Genomic DNA, 16,288 nt, shown 5'->3' on the forward strand with positions numbered 1-16,288 from the left:
CCCACTCACCGACTTCGGTCGAAAGGATGCAAGACATGCGACGCACCACAACCGCACCGCGCTGGTTGCTGCTGACCTCCGTCGGCGCAGCGACGATGCTGACGCTGACGGCGTGCGCGGGACCGACGGAGGCCCCCGCCGCGACCGGCCCGACCCTGTCAGACGAGCCCGTGACCCTCAGCTTCACCTGGTGGGGCAACGACGTCCGTCACGGGATCACCGAAGAGCTGATCGCAGCCTTCGAGGCCGAGCACGAGAACATCACCATCGAGCCGCAGTACACCGACTGGGCAGGCTACTGGGACAAGCTGGCGACGACCGTCGCCGCCGGCGATGCCCCCGACATCATCCAGATGGACGAGAAGCAGCTGTCGACGTACGCCGCCAACGGCGTGCTGCTCGACCTCGGCACCCTCGGCGACCAACTGCCGACCGGTGACTTCCCCGAGGCCGTGCTCGGCACCGGCGCCCTGGACGGCACGCAGTACGGCATCCCGGTCGGCATCAACTCCTACACCTACATGGCGAACGTCGACGTGCTCGAGAGCCTCGGCATCGAGCTGCCCGACGACGAGACGTGGTCGTGGGACGACCTCAACGAGATCGCCGAGGAGGTCACCGCAGCCAGCGGCGGCGCCGTGGTCGGCTCGCAGTCGTGGGGCTTCGAGGACGGCGGGCTCAACAACTGGCTCCGCCAGCACGGCGAGTCCCTCTACGCCGAGGACGGATCGCCCGAGGTGACGGCGTCCGCGAAGACGCTGGCCGCCTGGTGGCAGAACCTCCTGGACGTCACCGAGGCGGGCGGCACGCCCGACCCGTCCGCGACGATCGAGCGGGAGTCCGCGGGCCTCGCCGAATCGTTCACCGCGACCAACCAGTCGGCTTTCGGGCCGTGGTGGTCGAACCAGGTCGCCGCGCTGCGTGAGGCGAGCGGCCAGAACCTCGAGCCGCTGATGGTGCCGACGCCCGACGAGGGCGAGAGCGCGGCGGCGTACTACAAGCCGTCCATGTTCTGGTCGGCGTCCGCGAAGACCGAGTGCCCCGCCGAGGTGGCGCTGTTCCTCGACTTCCTCTCGAACAGCGAGGAGGCGGCGGACCTGCTGCTCGCGGAACGCGGTGTGCCGGCGAATGAGAAGATCCGCGAGTACATCACGCCCAAGCTGGACGAGGTGAACCAGGAGGTCGTGGACTTCCTCGACGAGATCGCGCCCCGTGTCGGCGACGCCCCGCCGGCGACCCCGCCGGGCGGCGGCGCCATCGAGACGATCATCGACCAGCACACCCAGCGGGTGCTGTTCGGCGAGCTGTCGCCCGCGGACGCCGCAGAGAGCTTCATCGCGGAACTGCAGCAGGCGCTGGACGACGCCGCCATCTAGCCGACGAGCGGGCCGCGTCCACCCGAGGCGCGGCCCGTCGTCCCCAGACCGCACGGGGCCGGACCGAAGTGATGAGGGGTCCGGTCCCGGGCGGGCCTGCAGAGAATCCCGCGGCGACCGTCGCCGGGACGAAGTCGCACGCGCGAATGCGCCCCACCGGGCCCGTCGACGCCCAAGATTGAGAGAGGAGGGGATCCGTTGAGCGAGGTCACAGCGCGCCCGATCACGATGGCGCAGGTCGCGCAGCACGCGGGAGTGTCGCAGGCGTCGGTGTCGCGCGTCCTCAATGGCGTCGCCACCGTCGATCCGGCGATCGTCGCCAAGGTCAACCGCGCGGTCGCCGCGCTGAACTACTCGCCGAGCGAGGCGGCGCGCAGTCTCGTGCGGGGGAGCAGCCACACCATCGCGCTGCTCGTGCCGGATCTCGAGAATCCGCTGTTCCAGGGCGTGCTCAAGGGGCTCACGGTCGCAGCGGCCCGCGACGGGTACCGGGTGCTCGTCGCCGACAGCGCCGAGGCCGTCGGTGTGGAGGCCGACATCGCCGGCGAAGCGCGGAGCAAGTGCGACGCCCTCGTGCTCGTCTCGCCACGGATGCCGGATGCCGAGCTGCGGGAGCTGATCCAGCGCACGACCCCCGTCGTGGTGGTGAACCGCCGCGTCGACGACACCGCCGCGGCGCAGCTCTCGGTGGACTACGTCACGGCGGTCAAAGAGCTCGGCGTGCATCTGCGAGGCTTCGGTCACCGGCGCATCGCGTACGTCGCCGGACCGGCGCTCAGCTATGCGAACGAGCAGCGCGCCCAGGGGCTCGGCGAGCTCGCCCGCGAATACCCCGACCTCGAGTTCCTCACCATCCCGGCGGGCTCCAGCATGGAGGCGGGCTACGACGCCGCCGATGCCGTGCTCGAGACCGGCGCGACGGCCGCCATCGCCTTCAACGATCTCGTCGCGCTCGGTCTGATGTCGCGTCTGCGCGAAGTGGGCGTCGAGGTTCCCCAACAGCTGTCCATCGTCGGGATCGACGACATCCCGCAGTCACGTTTCGCCGCCCCTCCGCTGACGACCATGTCGGTTCCGCGGATCGAGATCGGGCGGCAGGCTTGGAATCGCATGCGTCAAGCGCTGGACGGCGAGAACGCCGACCACCCCCTGTTCTATCGGCCGGTCCTCGTGGCGCGGCAGAGCTCCGGTCCCGCATCCCATGCGAGCGGCTGGGTGGGTCCTGCCCGTCCGGTCCTGCGGCTGGGGTCGACGGTCGTCGCACAGTACGAGGAGGGGACGAACGTCGACTCCGTGCTGTCGCCTCGCCCGTACCTCGACGCCGTGATCTCGCGCACCGGCACGCCGCTCAGCGTGACCGAGCCCACCGACCACCCGCATCATCTGGGCGTGAGTCTCGCGATCGCCGACGTCAACGGCACGTCGTACTGGGGCGGGCGCACCTACGTGCGAGGCGAGGGCTCGATCATGGTGCCCAACCACGGCCGCCAACGGCGGGACCGGCTGCGCATCGACGGCCATTCACTCGACGAGCGGCTCAGCTGGGTCGACGAGCACGGGACCACTCAGCTGGTCGAGGTGCGCGAGCTGCGCTCCGCCGAACTCGCCGGCGGCTGGGCGCTGCGGTGGCGCAGCCATCTCAAGGCCACGCTGGATGCCATCACCTTCGGCTCGCCCGCGACCAACGGCCGCGAGGGTGCCGGCTACGGCGGCATCTTCTGGCGGTTCGCGCCGGAGATCGCCCGGGTGTTCAGTCCAGCGGGCGACACCGAACGCGAGGTGCACGGAGCGGCGACCGACTGGCTCGCGTTCACGTTCCCCGATCGGGGCACCACGGTCGTGCTCACGCAGGGCGAGGAGCGCCTGCCGTGGTTCGTCCGCTTCGCGGAGTATCTCGGCGCCGGTCCCTCGGTGGCCTGGAACGAGCCGCGGACCATCCCCGAAGGCGGCGAGCTGAACCTCGAGCTGACGGCCTATGTGCTCGACGCCGAACTGGTCGATGCCGCTGCGGTCGAAGCGGCACTTCCCGCGCTGCGGGCCGAGGCAGGGCTGTGACCGCACCGCTGCGCACGAGCGCACCCCTCCGCGTGGGCGTCGCCGGTGTCCACGGGCACGGGCGCAGCCACGTGGACGCTGTGCTGGCCCGCACGGACTTCGAACTCGTCGCCGTCGCCGACCCCCGGGGCGGCGGCGACGTGCCATCTTCGACCCGGGTGTTCACCGATGCCGCGGCGATGATCGCCGACGCCGAACTCGACGTGGTCGTGCTGAGCACGCCCATTCCGACGCACACCGAGCTCGCGCGCCTCGCGGTGTCGCGCGGCGCCCACGTGCTGCTCGAGAAGCCGCCGGTGCCATCGGTCGCCGATCATCACGCGCTGCTCAGTGCCGCGGATGCCGCCTCCCGGGCGGTGCAGGTCGGCTTCCAGTCGCTCGGCAGCGCGGGCGTACCGGCGACGGCCGACGCCCTGGCATCGGGCGTCATCGGGGAACTCGTGCATGTCGGCGCGGTGGGGCAGTGGTCGCGGTCAGAGGAGTACTGGCGGCGTGCACCGTGGGCTGGCCACCGGGCGGTGGACGGGCGCCTGATCGCCGACGGCGTCGTGACGAACCCGTTGGCGCACGCGGTGGCGACGGCGTTCGCCATCGCGGGCGCCGCGGCTGCCGAAGACGTGGTGGCGATCGACGCCGACCTGCGACGGGCGAACGACATCGACACCGACGACACGTCGTCTTTGGTCGTCGGCCTTCGCGACGGCACACGCGTCGCGGCCGGCCTCGCGGCCACGGCAGAACGGCGCCATGAGCCGTACGTGCTGGTGCGGGGCACCCGGGGTTTCCTCGTCTACCTGTACACGCTCGACACGCTGCACGTGCACCGCGACGGTGCGGCGCTGCCGAGGACCTATGCCTTCGAGCGCACGGCTCTCCTCGACGACCTCGCCGCGCACATCCGCGAGGGCAGCGACCTGGTCGCGCCGCTCCGGCGCACCGGAGCCTTCACGCGGGTGCTCGAGGCGGTCGTCACCGGGCCGCCGGCGACGCCGATCGATTCCGCACTCGTCAGGGTCGAGGCATCCGGCGGTCAGACGTTCCGAACGGTGACCGGTGTGGAGGATGCCGTGGAGCGCGTCGCCTGGGAGGGCCGCACGTTCCGCGATCTCGGCCTGCTCTGACCTCGCACCGCGCCGCGGGACTCGCGTGAGGGGCGGATCTCCGCACCCCGGGTTGCGGCTCAGCGGGTGTCGCGCGCCCCGACGCCGACGATCGCCGACGCATCGTCGTCGAGCGCAGCGGTGGAGTTGCGCACCACGAGCGGCGACGACTCGTAGAGCCGGCGGGTCGGAGCGGCGGGGTCGTCGAGCTGCCACATCAGCAGCTGCACGGCGGCGCGACCCTGCTGGTGCGGGCGCTGCTGCAGGGTGGTGAGCGAGAACATCTCGGCGTAGGCGTGGTCGTCGATGCCGATGACGCTGAGGCGCTCCGGAACGCGGAGGCCGAGCCGTCTGGCCGCGATGATGGCGCCGACCGCCACCTCGTCGCACACCCCGACGATCGCCGTCGGGCGGGTGCGGCGGTCGCCGAGAAGCTCCACCGCCACGCGGTACCCATCCGGCATCGTCGCCTCGGACTGGACATGGCGGACGGATGCCTCCAGCCCCGCATCCCGCATCGCACTCCTATAGCCGTCCTGGCGGCGGCCGTCGCCGAAGCTGGTCCGGTGCCCATCGGGATCGCCGCCGAGGAACGCGATATCGCGGTGCCCCAGCCCGATCAGGTGGTCGGTGGCGATCCTCGCCGCCGCCTGGTCGTCGATCGAGACCGCGTTGGTTCCGACGTCGTAGCCGCCCACCGCGACGACGGGCCTGCCGAAGGCGACCAGCCGCTCGAGCTCGCGCGCGCTGGGCTCGATGCCCACAGCGATGAGTCCGTCGAACCGCTTTCGCGCGAGGATGTGCTCGAACATCTCGCGCCGGGCGGGGGAGTCCGGTGGCGCGCCGTAGAGGGCCAGGTCGTACCGGCGCTCACGCAGCGCATCCTGGATCCCCTCGAGCACCTGGGCGAAGAACCAGCGGTCGAGCGAGGGCATGACGACGCCGACGGTCTGGGTGCGGCCGGTCACCAGGCTGACCGCGCTCGTCGTGGGGACGTAGCCGAGGGCGGCCGCGGCATCCCTCACCCGAGCGCGCGTGGCCGTCGAGACATAGCCGGATCCGGTGAGCGCACGGGAGGCGGTCGACTTCGAGACGCCTGCCGCACGAGCGACGTCGGCGATGCCCGCCATCGGGTCCTCCTCGCCTCCGGCGACGCCGCCGTCGCGCGGAATGTGGAACCGGTTCCGGGCCTCATTGTGCCGTGATCGCCTCCAGCCCGCCACCCCGGGGTCCGAGGTTTACCGAGTTGTGACCGACGGTCATTGTGTCGTCATGCAGCATCCAATACCGTGAACATGGAATCGGTTCCCGATCCCATACGTGCGGGGTGCGCAGGCCTTGCGGCTCCGCGACTCGAAGAGGAGGCAGACGAACATGACTGCACTGCGATCACGTCGTCGACACGGCTATATCGCTCTCGGGCTCGCCACCGTCGCGGCACTGACCCTTGCGGGCTGCGCCGAGGGCGGAGATGAGGGCGACGGGGGCGACGGCTCGCTCGAGGGCGAGACCGTCGAGATCTCCGGCGGCATCACCGGCACCGAGGCGGACTCGCTTCAGAAGTCGTTCGACCAGTTCACCGCCGACACCGGCGTCGAGGTCGTCTACACCGGCGACAAGGGCTTCGAGGGCAACATCGTGACGAAGGTCGCCGGTGGCTCGGCACCCGACATCGCGATCGTGCCCCAGCCCGGCCTGCTGGCGTCGCTGGTCGGCACCGGCGAGGTGCAGGAGGGCACCAAGGAGGTCTCCGACAACGTCGACGAGTACTGGGCCGCGGCCTGGAAGGATTACGGCTCGGTCGACGGCACCTTCTACGCCGCGCCGATGCTCGCGAACCTCAAGGGCTACATCTACTACTCTCCCGCGAGCTTCAAGGAGTGGGGCGTCGAGGTGCCCACGACGTGGGACGAGCTGCTCGAGCTCACCAAGACGATCCAGGAGAAGACAGGTCAGCCGCCGTGGTGCGCTGGATTCTCGTCCGAGGCAGCGTCGGGATGGCCGGGCACGGACTGGGTCGAGGACCTCGTGCTGCGCCAGGCCGGCGCCGACGTGTACGACAGCTGGGCAGCCGGTGACACTCCGTTCACCGACCCCGACATCGAGGCCGCGTTCGACGAGGTGGCGAAGGTCCTGCTCGACCCGAAGTACGTCAACGCCGGATTCGGAGACGTGAAGAGCATCAACTCGACCGCCTTCGGCGACCCCATCGCTTCGGCGGTGGCCAACGGCACGTGCGCACTGACGCACCAGGGCTCCTTCCTCACGGCGAACTTCCTCGCCGTGCAGACGGCCGAGGGCGCGACGCCCGACGTCGCCGAGGATGGCGACGTCTACGCGTTCCTGATGCCGGGCTTCGAGGGCGAGCCGTTCTCGGTCGAAGGCGGTGGCGAGTTCGTCACGGTCTTCTCCGATGATGCAGCGACCCAGGCCGTGGCCGAGTACATGTCGACCCCGGAGTTCGCCGACGCGCGCGTCTCCCTCGGCGGCGCCCTCTCGGCCAACACGGGCGCCGACCCGTCGCTGGCGTCGAGCAAGTTTCTCACCGACGCCATGACGGTCGTGCAGGACCCCGAGACGGTCTTCCGCTTCGACGCCTCCGACCTGATGCCGGCAACGGTCGGTTCGGGTTCGTTCTGGCGCGGCATGGTCGACTGGGTCGACGGCAAGCCGACGCCGCAGGTCCTGGAAGACATCCAGGCAGGCTACGAGGACTGACGCACCGCACCTCGGTGCCGGGCCCCTCGCTCTGCGGGCGGGCCCGGCACCGGGGTGACGTCATCCGTCGGTGGCGACGGGGGAAAGGCAGAACATGTCTCAGACCACATCCACGACGGCGCAGGCGGAAGCAGCGCCGCCGTCCGAGCGCGGCGGCAGGAAGCCGCCCTCGCGGACGACCACACGGCTCGTCGTCACGATCGGCTTCATCCTGATCGCGGCGCTGCTGATCTTCCTCTTCCTCAGCCCGCCGGCTCCCGATGCGCGGCCGACCTCGCTGGGATTCTCGTTCAATTCGTTCTTCCAATGGATCGGCAACCTGGGGCCGATCGTGCAGATCCCGATCGTCCTGCTGATCTTCGCGGTCGTGGTCGGGATCCTTCTCGTACTCATCGAGTACGCGCCCCGCCAGGGCAGGGGCTACTTCTGGCTGCGGCTGATCTCGTGCTTCGCGATCCCGCTCCTGGCGTTCATGATGCTGCGGCCGTACCAGAACGCGGTCATCTACGTGATCCCGATCGCTCTCATCGCGGGCGGTCTGCTCTTCTACGCCGACTACCGTGCGCGCGAAGGCGCGGGGTATCTGTACCAGCTGACGCTGTTCCTCGCCCCCGCGGCGATCCTGATCCTGATGGGCCTCATCTACCCCTCGATCGCGACGATCATCCAGTCGTTCTTCGACAAGACCGGCGACAACTTCGTCGGCATGGACAACTATGTGTGGGCGTTCACGAACCCGCAGGGGTTCTGGTCGATCATCAACACGCTGATCTGGGCGATCTTCGCGCCGGTCTTCTCGACGGTCGTCGGGCTGGCCTACGCCGCCTTCATGGAGCGGGCACGCGGCGACCGCATCCTCAAGATCCTTGTCTTCATCCCCTTCGCGATCGCGCCGGTGAGCATCAGCCTCATCTGGAAGTTCGTGTACGACTACCGGCAGGGCGAGCAGATCGGCATCCTGAACGCGCTCGTCGTGGCGTTCGGCGGAGAACCGGTCAGGTGGCTCGACGTCTGGCCGCTCGTCAACACGTTCTGCCTGCTCTTCGCGTTCGTGTGGGCCCAGACCGGCTTCGCGATGGTGGTGCTCTCCGCCGCGATCAAGGCGGTGCCGGCCGAGCAGATGGAGGCCGCGCAGCTCGACGGCACCAACGCGTGGCAGCGGTTCACCAACGTCACCGTGCCGGGCATCCGCACGGCGATCGTCATCGTGCTCACCACGGTCACCATCGCCGCCCTCAAGCTGTACGACATCGTGGCGGTGATGACCGGAGGCCGGTCCAACTCGACGGTGCTGGGCTTCGAGATGGTGAACCAGCAGCAGCGGTTCCAGAGCTACGGGCACGCGGCGGCGCTGGCGGTGCTGATCTTCATCTTCGTCACGCCGCTGATCATCTACAACGTCAGGCAGCTGCGCAGGCAGAGGGAGGTGCGGTGATGACCGCCGTCGACGAGAAGAAGCCGAGCCCGCAGTTCGACAGAGCCAGCGCACGCAAGGTCGCGCGCGAGACGCGTCGCAGCGAGGCGCAGGCCCAGAAGCGGATGACGTCGCCCATCGCCACGGTGGTCGCCATCGCGATCGCGTTCCTGTGGACCATCCCCACGCTCGGACTGCTGATCACGTCGTTCCGTCCGGGCGCGGATTCGGCGTCGTCGGGGTGGTGGACCGTCTTCACGAACCCAGATTTCGTCCTCGGCAACTACCAGGCGGCCCTCACCTCCGGCGGCACGGCGCTCACGCTCGGCGAGTCGTTCCTCAACTCGCTCGCGATCACGATCCCGGTGACCGTCTTCGTGCTCGCGATCGCAGCGCTCGCCGCGTACGCCTTCGCGTGGATGGACTTCAAGGGCCGGGGCGTCATCTTCGTCGCCGTCTTCGCGCTGCAGATCGTCCCCATCCAGATGGCACTGGTGCCGCTGCTGAGCCTGTTCTCGCGCGGGCTCGAGTTCGGCGACGTCACGGTGTTCCCGGGGCTGGAGATGCGCGACGTCGATCACAGCTTCGCGACGATGTGGATCGCGCACGTGATGTTCGCGATGCCGCTCGCGATCTTCCTGCTGTACAACTTCATCGCCGAGATCCCGTCCGACGTGATCGAGGCGGCACGCGTGGACGGCGCGGGGCACGGGCAGATCTTCTTCCGGATCATCCTGCCGCTCGCCACGCCGGCGCTCGCGTCGTTCGCGATCCTCGAGTTCGTCTGGGTCTGGAACGACCTGCTGGTCGCGACGATCTTCGCGCCCTCGTCGTCGCTGCCGATGACGCAGACCCTGAACTCGCTCTCCGGGTCGTGGGGCGATCAGTGGTTCCTGGTGTCGGCGGGCGCGTTCCTCGTGCTCATCGTGCCGGTGATCGTGTTCCTCTCGCTGCAGCGGTTCTTCGTGCGCGGCCTGCTGGCCGGCGCGACGAAGGGCTGACCCGGCAGACGAAGCAGACGGATGCCGCGACCTGGCGATCGACGCCGGGTCGCGGCATCCGTCTGCGGGCGTGCTCTCCGACCGTGCCGCAATCAGCCGGTGCCCGCGAGGTGAGCCGACCTCAGCCCGAGCAGCCGAGGCGGTTCTGGATCGACCGCATCGCGTCGATCTCGGAGGTCTGGCCGTTCTTGATGGCCTGCGCGACCTCGAGTGCGCGGGGGTCGGTGCCGAGGTCGAGGAGCGCCTGGGCCATCGGGATCGCTCCCTCGTGGTGGCGGATCATGAGCGACAGGAACAGACAGTCCGCCTCCTGGCCGGTGGCCGACTCCAGTGCGGCCATCTCGTCCGCGGATGCCATGCCCATGGCTTCGCGGGCCTCGTCCTCGGTCATCGGCTCGCCCGACGCGCCTCCGTGATCGTGTTCGCCGGTGGCGGGATCCATCCACTGCATCATCGGTCCGCCCGACTGCGGGAGCCCCCACTGTACGAGCCAGTCGAACATCTCGCCGCGCTGGCCGGCCTGGCCGGTGGCGATGTCGTACGACAGCATGCGCAGTTCGTCGTCGTCGGTCTTGCGGTAGATCTGCATCGCCATCTCGATCGCCTGCGCGTGGTGCACCTGCATGTCGCGGGAGAACCCGGCCTCAGGCGAAGCGGTGCCGGGGGTGGTGGCGACGGTCTGCGAGCCGAACGTCGAGAACCGCCCGACCGCGAAGCCCAGCGCGGCGATCAGGACGAGAGCGACGCCGATGACCAGCCAACGCCGGGTGCCCGCCGTCGGCGCCTCGTCCGACACGTGCGAGCTACTTCTTGCCCGGCGCGTCGAGTCCGCCGGTGCAGAGCGCGTTGGGCTCCGGAGCGTTGGTCGAGTGCCAGTACGCCGTGATGAACTCCTTGATGCGCGCGTCGTCGGCGGAGTCGACCTTCAGCTGCGCGTTCCAGGCGCTCACCGCGATCGGGGTGTCCATGTCCTCGTACGGCGAGAGCACCGAGTAGGTCGAGGGAAGCAGCGCTTCGAGCTTCGCCACGTCGCCGTCCGACACCTGAGCGGGGTCATACGTGACCCACACCGCACCGTGCTCGAGGTCGTGCACGGCGTTCTCGTTGGGCACCGGCTCGGTGTACACGCCGCAGTTCAGCCAGACGGCGTTGTGGTCGCCGCCGGCCGGCGGCGTCTGCGGGTAGTCGACGCTGCCCTCGACGTGGTTCGCCGTGTTCTCGAACGTCTCGACGCCCTCGATGCCGCTGCCGTCGCCGGCGCCGCGATCGTAGGTCGGTGCCGGGGCGGGAGCGAAGACGATGGATGCGACGATCGCCGCGATGACGAGGATCGCGGCGACGGAGCCGACGATCCACCACACGAGCTTGCTGCGTCGCCGCTTGGCGAGCTGCCTCTGGTACTCGGCCAGTTTCTCCTGGCGCTTCTGCTCGCGCTGCTGCTTGACGGTGAGGTCGATCTTCGCCTGCGTGGCCGGGTTGCCGCTCGCGCGCTTGTCGGTGGTCGGGGTCATGCTCGTGATCTCTGCCAATCGATAACAGGGGTCTGGGCGCCCGCGACGTGCCGCAGAAGCGGGTGACGGGTTGTTTTCATCCTATGCGAGCGCATGTGTCGTGGCCCTGAGAAGGCGCCGACAGCGCGGCGACCCTGCCGATGGATGCGGTCGAGGGGAAGCATCCGATATCATGGGCTCGAATCGATTCGACCTTTCACGGTCGTCCGCCTGTGTCCTGGTGCCGATCGGCAGCGCCGGACCCTTTTACCTCGGTCTTGGCTCCGCCCGCATGACGCGAAGTCCATGCCAAGCCGCCCTCGCACGCCGACCGTCGAAACCCCGCCACGAAACGAAACCCACTGTTGCTCGACACCGCATCGCTCCCCGTCCAGAAACCCCAGCCCCGCGCCGACCAGCAGCCTGCTGACCCGAAGCCGCACCCGCACCCGACGACCACGGGTGCCATCCGAACGCTCGGGAGCAACCCGGCCACCGCGCCGATCGTGCTGCACCCGGGCGACTCGATCCCGCATCGCCGACGCGTCCTCTACATCGTGCTGCTCGGAGCGCTGACAGCGCTCGGCCCCTTCACGATCGACCTCTACCTACCGGCGTTCCCGGTGCTCGAGGCCGACTTCGACACCACGGCCGCGATGATCCAGCTCACCCTCACCGGGACGATGATCGGGTTCGCGCTCGGTCAGCTCATCGTCGGCCCGCTGAGCGACAAGGTCGGTCGGCGGGTGCCGCTGCTCTCGGTGACCGCGCTCCACGTCGTCGCCAGCGTGGCCGCCGCCCTCGCCCCCACCCTCGAGCTGCTGTCGGTCGCGCGGGTGTTCCAGGGCGCAGGCGCGGCGGCGGGCGGCGTCGTGGCCGCAGCGATCGTGCGGGACCTGTTCGGCGGTCGCCGACTCGTGGTGATGCTGTCGCGCCTCGCGCTCGTCTCGGGCGTCGCCCCGGTGCTCGCGCCCCTCGTGGGCTCGGCGCTGCTGGCCGTCATGCCGTGGCGCGGCGTCTTCGTGGTGCTCGCGGTGTACGGCGCCGTCATGCTCGTCTCGGCGCTCGTGTTCCTCCCCGAGACCCTGCCGCCCGCGCGCCGCCGCGAGCGAGGCTCCACCACGGTGTGGCAGCGCTACCGGAGCGTCTTCAGCGACCGGGTCTTCATCGGCGTGCTGATCATCGGCGGGATGACGTTCTCTGGGCTGTTCTCGTACCTGTCGAGCTCGTCGTTCCTCTTTCAGCTCGACTACGGCCTGAGCGCCCAGGAGTACGGCCTGATGTTCGCCGTCAACTCGCTCGGCGTCGTGCTCGGCGTGCAGGCCGCATCGCGCCTGGCTGCCCGGTTCGGCCCGCAGTGGGTGATGGCCTGGTCGACGGCTGTGCTCGTGGTGGCGGCATCCGCCATCATCGTCACCGACCAGCTCGGGCTCGGGCTGTGGGGCACCATCGTGCCGCTCTTCGTCTTCATGACGGGCTGTGGCTTCACGTTCCCGTGCGTGCAGGTGCTGGCGCTCGACCGCCACGGCAAGGCGGCGGGCACGGCGCAGTCGATCGTCGGCGCCACCAACTTCGGCGTCGCGGGCATCATCTCGCCGCTGGTGGGATGGATCGCGAAGGATGCCGGCATCACCGCCACCACGATGGCCTCGGTGATGGTCGGGTGCGCGGTGGTGGGCCTGCTGTCGCTGTGGCTCATCGTGCGGCCGCGCACCGTGGAGCGTCTCGCGCCCTGATCGGAGTCAGTCCGCGTGCGCGACGGGTTGCAGGCGGAACAGGCGCACGGTGCGCCCGGACTCGCGCTCGTAGTTGCGGTAGCCGGGCCACTGCGCCTCGATGCGTGCCCAGACGGCGTCGCGTTCGGCAGCGGGCACGGGACTCGCGTGCACCAGCATGCGGCGTCCGCGCACCGTGATCTCGGCATCCGGGTGGGCCAGCAGGTTGTTCGTCCATGCCGGATGGCGGGCACCGGCGAAGTTCGTACCCGCGACGATCGCGCGACCCTGGCCGTCGGGCGTGTACATCAGCGCGGCGTCGCGGGGCTCGCCCGACTTCGCGCCGATCGTGTGAAGCACGAGCGACGGCACGAGCAGTGCGCTCACCTGCACGCGCCCGTGCGAGATCCACCCGACGAAGCGCTCGACCGGCGGCAGCAGCAGCGGACCCAGGACACGGCGGAACACCCGGGTGCGCGTGAGCGGCGCGACGAGGGTGCGGACGATGTCGACGGCCCGTGATGGCATGGCGCCCATCCTGCCCGACGACACCGACGCTGTCACGGGAGGACGACGCGCCCCCGCCGAAGAGATTGTCAAGGGTGCACGGAAAAAGCCCGGATGAGGTCGATGTCGCGAGGTGACAGGCACAATGGGGCGATGACCACGACAGAGCGGCGGGTCGCCGTCCCCGTCATCGCCTACCTGCTCGCCGGGTCGTCACTGGTGGTGCTGTCGTGTCTGCTGGGGTGGTGGATCTTCTCGCGCGGCGATGAGCCGTTCGCCGTCGACACCGCGTGGAACGCGCTCATGGGCGAGTGGTGGCGTCCCGTCATCACCGGGTTCGCTCATTTCATGGACTTCGTCGGCGGCGGCTGGTTCGGCGTCCTCCTGGTGCCGATCGCCGGGGCGGTCGCGCTCATCGTGCTGCGGCGGCCGTGGGCCGCTGCCTACTTCCTGGCCGCTGAGGCGGTGTCGGCCGCAGGGGTGCAGGTGCTCAAGCACCTCTTCGGGCGGGTGCGGCCGGAAGACATCCTCGTGCTGTCGGACTACGGCTCGTACCCGTCGGGGCATGTGGCGAACGCCGCCACCATCGCGGTGGCGGCCACCGTGATCTTCCCCCGGCTGTGGGTGGCCATCGTGGGCGCCGCCTGGGTGCTGCTCATGGCGTTCAGTCGCACCTACCTGCACGCGCATTGGCTGAGCGACACGTTGGGCGGCGCCCTGATAGGTGCGGGGGCGGCGCTGCTGGTGGCGGCCGCGTTCGCGCTGCCGATGGCACGGGAGGGGTCGGCTGTCGCGGCGAGGGCCGCTGGCTAGGCTGAGCGCATGACCGCGCCCGATTCCGCAGCGCCTGATTCCGCAGCGCCTGATTCCACAGCGCCTGATTCCACAGCGACCGATCCGGCCGTCCTGGCCGCGGAGGCCGAGCTCGCCCGGTTGCGTGCGGAGGCGGATGCGGCCGAGGCGCAGCTCAAGGCCGCACAGGCCCGGGCCGCGCTCGCCGCCGCCGAGGCCGCCGCCGCCAAGGCCAGGGCGACCGGCGCCGCGTCTCCGGCTGCCGCCGAGCCCGTGGTCGCTGTTCCGGCCTCGTCGGACGGCGCAGCATCAGCTGCCGCCCCGACGGCCGGGCAGACCTCGGGTGCGACGGCCCCAGAGCCCGCGCGAGCGCCCAGCTCGGCCTCGCAGACGCAGGAGCCCTCCTCCTCACCGACCGCCCCGCCGCCGCAGACCGGTCCTCTGACGCAACAGGACGTCGACAAGATCGCGTCCGGCTACACGTTCGAGGAGACCACTCTCGACCTCGGCGCCCTGCTCAACGGCGACCCGGTGTCGTCGGCGCAGATCCGCATCCCGCTCGGCATGATGAATCGCCACGGCCTCGTCGCCGGGGCCACTGGGACGGGCAAGACCCGCACGCTGCAGGGACTCGCCGAGCAGCTCGCGGCGAAGGGTGTGCCGGTGTTCGCCGCCGACATCAAGGGCGACCTGTCGGGTGTCGCGACGCCGGGGGAGCCGAGCGAGAAGCTGCTCGCGCGGACGCAGGCGATCGGGCAGGACTGGAAGCCCGAGGCATCCGCCACCGAGTACTTCGCGCTGGGCGGCATCGGCAAGGGCGTTCCGGTGCGGGCGACGGTGTCGGGCTTCGGCCCGCTGCTGCTGAGCAAGGTGCTGGGGCTGAACGACACGCAGGAGTCGAGCCTCGGCCTCGTCTTCCACTACGCGGACGCCAACGGCCTCGCGCTCGTCGACCTGTCGGATCTGCGGGCCGTGCTCAGCCATCTCACCAGCGACGAGGGCAAGGCCGAGCTCAAGGAGCTCGGCGGGCTCTCGGCGGCGACGGCGGGCGTGATCCTGCGCGAGCTGATCACGTTCGCGGATGCCGGAGCCGACGTGTTCTTCGGCGAGCCGGAGTTCGACGTGGCCGACTTCATCCGCACGGCACCGGACGGGCGCGGCATCATCAGCCTGCTGGAGGTGCCGGGGGTGATCGACAAGCCGGCGCTGTTCTCGACGTTCCTGATGTACCTGCTCGCCGAGCTGTTCGAGATCCTCCCCGAGGTCGGCGACGCCGACAAGCCGAAGCTCGTCTTCTTCTTCGACGAGGCGCACCTGCTGTTCAAGGACGCCTCGAAGGACTTCCTGTCGGCGATCGTGCAGACCGTGCGGCTCATCCGGTCGAAGGGCGTCGGGGTGTTCTTCGTGACGCAGACGCCGAAGGACGTGCCCTCGGACGTGCTGGCGCAGCTGGGCTCGCGCGTGCAGCACGCGCTGCGCGCGTTCACCCCCGATGACGCGAAGGCGCTGCGCGCGACCGTCGGCACCTACCCAAGATCCGGCTACGACCTCGAGCGGGTGCTGCAGGAGCTCGGCACCGGCGAGGCCATCGTCACCGTCATGAGCGAGAAGGGCGCCCCCACCCCGGTCGCGTGGACACGGCTGCGCGCGCCGCAGGGACTCATGTCGCCGACGCCCGACCCTGCGATCGAGGCTGCGGTGAAGGCATCCACCCTCCTGGCGAAGTACGGGACGGCCATCGACCGCGAGTCGGCGCGCGAGGTCCTCGCCGCGAAGATGAAGGCCGCCGACGATGCCGCCGCCGCCGAGGACGCGGCCCTTGCGAAGGCGAAGGCCGACGCCGAGTACGCGAAACAGAAGGCCGCGATCGACAAGCAGCAGACCGCCGCCGACAAGGCGAGCGCTGCGGCCGAGAAGAAGGCGCAGCAGGAGTACGAGAGGCTGCTCAAGAAGACGGCCGGCACGACGCGCACCTCGCGATCGAGCCAGAAGTCGCCGCTCGACCAGATCCTGAACTCCAAGTCGACGCAGACTATCCTCGGGGGAGTGATCCGCGGGATCTTCGGCACCGGTAGGCGCTGACGCATCCCGATCCGCCGGCCCACGTCCCCGAGTCCTCA

13 protein-coding genes are annotated in these 16,288 nt (G+C 69.9%); 9 read left to right on the forward strand and 4 right to left on the reverse strand.

The window, feature by feature from the left end; all coding sequences use genetic code 11:
- Positions 1 to 35 precede the first annotated feature (35 nt).
- From NCG93_RS18430 to NCG93_RS18440, 3 genes are all read left to right on the forward strand, one after another.
- Positions 36 to 1,376: an ABC transporter substrate-binding protein gene (locus tag NCG93_RS18430; protein WP_194413181.1), complete on the forward strand. Its 1,341-nt coding sequence runs from the start codon at positions 36 to 38 to the stop codon at positions 1,374 to 1,376.
- A gap of 198 nt (positions 1,377 to 1,574) precedes the next feature.
- Positions 1,575 to 3,431: a DUF6807 family protein gene (locus tag NCG93_RS18435; RefSeq protein ID WP_194413182.1), complete on the forward strand. Its 1,857-nt coding sequence runs from the start codon at positions 1,575 to 1,577 to the stop codon at positions 3,429 to 3,431.
- Entirely contained in the window at positions 3,428 to 4,552 is a 1,125-nt protein-coding gene (locus NCG93_RS18440; RefSeq protein WP_252787602.1) for a Gfo/Idh/MocA family protein, read from the forward strand. The genes NCG93_RS18435 and NCG93_RS18440 overlap by 4 nt, the downstream gene beginning before the upstream one ends.
- Before the next feature lie 59 nt (positions 4,553 to 4,611).
- Here NCG93_RS18440 and NCG93_RS18445 read toward each other — a convergent pair whose 3' ends face one another.
- Positions 4,612 to 5,661, reverse strand: a complete 1,050-nt coding sequence (locus tag NCG93_RS18445) for a LacI family DNA-binding transcriptional regulator (RefSeq protein ID WP_194413183.1) — start codon at positions 5,659 to 5,661, stop codon at positions 4,612 to 4,614.
- Positions 5,662 to 5,905: 244 nt separating this feature from the next.
- Between NCG93_RS18445 and NCG93_RS18450 the strand changes: the two genes are divergently transcribed.
- The 3 genes from NCG93_RS18450 (at position 5,906) to NCG93_RS18460 (ending at position 9,664) form a co-directional block, all read left to right on the forward strand.
- Positions 5,906 to 7,249, forward strand: coding sequence for an ABC transporter substrate-binding protein (locus NCG93_RS18450; RefSeq protein ID WP_194413184.1), 1,344 nt, complete (start codon positions 5,906 to 5,908; stop codon positions 7,247 to 7,249).
- 94 nt (positions 7,250 to 7,343) lie between these two features.
- Positions 7,344 to 8,684, forward strand: coding sequence for a carbohydrate ABC transporter permease (locus tag NCG93_RS18455; RefSeq protein ID WP_194413185.1), 1,341 nt, complete (start codon positions 7,344 to 7,346; stop codon positions 8,682 to 8,684).
- Complete coding sequence (locus NCG93_RS18460) at positions 8,684 to 9,664, forward strand: carbohydrate ABC transporter permease (protein WP_194413186.1); 981 nt, start codon at positions 8,684 to 8,686, stop codon at positions 9,662 to 9,664. The genes NCG93_RS18455 and NCG93_RS18460 overlap by 1 nt, the downstream gene beginning before the upstream one ends.
- A gap of 121 nt (positions 9,665 to 9,785) precedes the next feature.
- On the opposite strand, the gene NCG93_RS18465 is transcribed toward NCG93_RS18460, so the two are convergent.
- Entirely contained in the window at positions 9,786 to 10,460 is a 675-nt protein-coding gene (locus tag NCG93_RS18465; protein WP_194413187.1) for a DUF305 domain-containing protein, read from the reverse strand.
- Positions 10,461 to 10,467: 7 nt separating this feature from the next.
- Positions 10,468 to 11,175, reverse strand: a complete 708-nt coding sequence (locus tag NCG93_RS18470) for a thioredoxin-like domain-containing protein (protein WP_194413188.1) — start codon at positions 11,173 to 11,175, stop codon at positions 10,468 to 10,470.
- 344 nt (positions 11,176 to 11,519) lie between these two features.
- On the opposite strand from NCG93_RS18470, the gene NCG93_RS18475 reads away from it, so the two are divergent.
- A complete protein-coding gene (locus NCG93_RS18475) occupies positions 11,520 to 12,890 on the forward strand; it encodes a multidrug effflux MFS transporter (RefSeq protein WP_194413189.1) in 1,371 nt (456 codons plus the stop codon).
- A 6-nt stretch (positions 12,891 to 12,896) separates the two neighbouring features.
- Here the strand turns inward: NCG93_RS18475 and NCG93_RS18480 are convergent, their stop codons facing one another.
- A complete protein-coding gene (locus tag NCG93_RS18480; RefSeq protein ID WP_194413190.1) occupies positions 12,897 to 13,397 on the reverse strand; it encodes a nitroreductase family deazaflavin-dependent oxidoreductase in 501 nt (166 codons plus the stop codon).
- A 132-nt stretch (positions 13,398 to 13,529) separates the two neighbouring features.
- On the opposite strand from NCG93_RS18480, the gene NCG93_RS18485 reads away from it, so the two are divergent.
- Both NCG93_RS18485 and NCG93_RS18490 read left to right on the forward strand, forming a co-directional pair.
- Positions 13,530 to 14,189: a phosphatase PAP2 family protein gene (locus NCG93_RS18485; RefSeq protein ID WP_194413191.1), complete on the forward strand. Its 660-nt coding sequence runs from the start codon at positions 13,530 to 13,532 to the stop codon at positions 14,187 to 14,189.
- Positions 14,190 to 14,198: 9 nt separating this feature from the next.
- Positions 14,199 to 16,250, forward strand: a complete 2,052-nt coding sequence (locus tag NCG93_RS18490) for a helicase HerA-like domain-containing protein (RefSeq protein WP_194413192.1) — start codon at positions 14,199 to 14,201, stop codon at positions 16,248 to 16,250.
- Positions 16,251 to 16,288 lie beyond the last annotated feature (38 nt).

It is taken from the genome of Microbacterium yannicii, from assembly GCF_024055635.1.
In the GTDB taxonomy this organism is placed as follows: domain Bacteria; phylum Actinomycetota; class Actinomycetes; order Actinomycetales; family Microbacteriaceae; genus Microbacterium; species Microbacterium yannicii.

Bases quoted from the DNA above. Each gene is read 5' to 3' on its own strand.
- NCG93_RS18490 (WP_194413192.1), top strand. From the start codon at position 14,199: ATGACCGCGCCCGATTCCGCAGCGCCTGATTCCGCAGCGCCTGATTCC.
- NCG93_RS18485 (WP_194413191.1), top strand. From the start codon at position 13,530: ATGACCACGACAGAGCGGCGGGTCGCCGTCCCCGTCATCGCCTACCTG.
- NCG93_RS18430 (WP_194413181.1), top strand. From the start codon at position 36: ATGCGACGCACCACAACCGCACCGCGCTGGTTGCTGCTGACCTCCGTC.
- NCG93_RS18450 (WP_194413184.1), top strand. From the start codon at position 5,906: ATGACTGCACTGCGATCACGTCGTCGACACGGCTATATCGCTCTCGGG.
- NCG93_RS18445 (WP_194413183.1), bottom strand. From the start codon at position 5,661: ATGGCGGGCATCGCCGACGTCGCTCGTGCGGCAGGCGTCTCGAAGTCG.
- NCG93_RS18470 (WP_194413188.1), bottom strand. From the start codon at position 11,175: ATGACCCCGACCACCGACAAGCGCGCGAGCGGCAACCCGGCCACGCAG.
- NCG93_RS18455 (WP_194413185.1), top strand. From the start codon at position 7,344: ATGTCTCAGACCACATCCACGACGGCGCAGGCGGAAGCAGCGCCGCCG.
- NCG93_RS18460 (WP_194413186.1), top strand. From the start codon at position 8,684: ATGACCGCCGTCGACGAGAAGAAGCCGAGCCCGCAGTTCGACAGAGCC.
- NCG93_RS18480 (WP_194413190.1), bottom strand. From the start codon at position 13,397: ATGCCATCACGGGCCGTCGACATCGTCCGCACCCTCGTCGCGCCGCTC.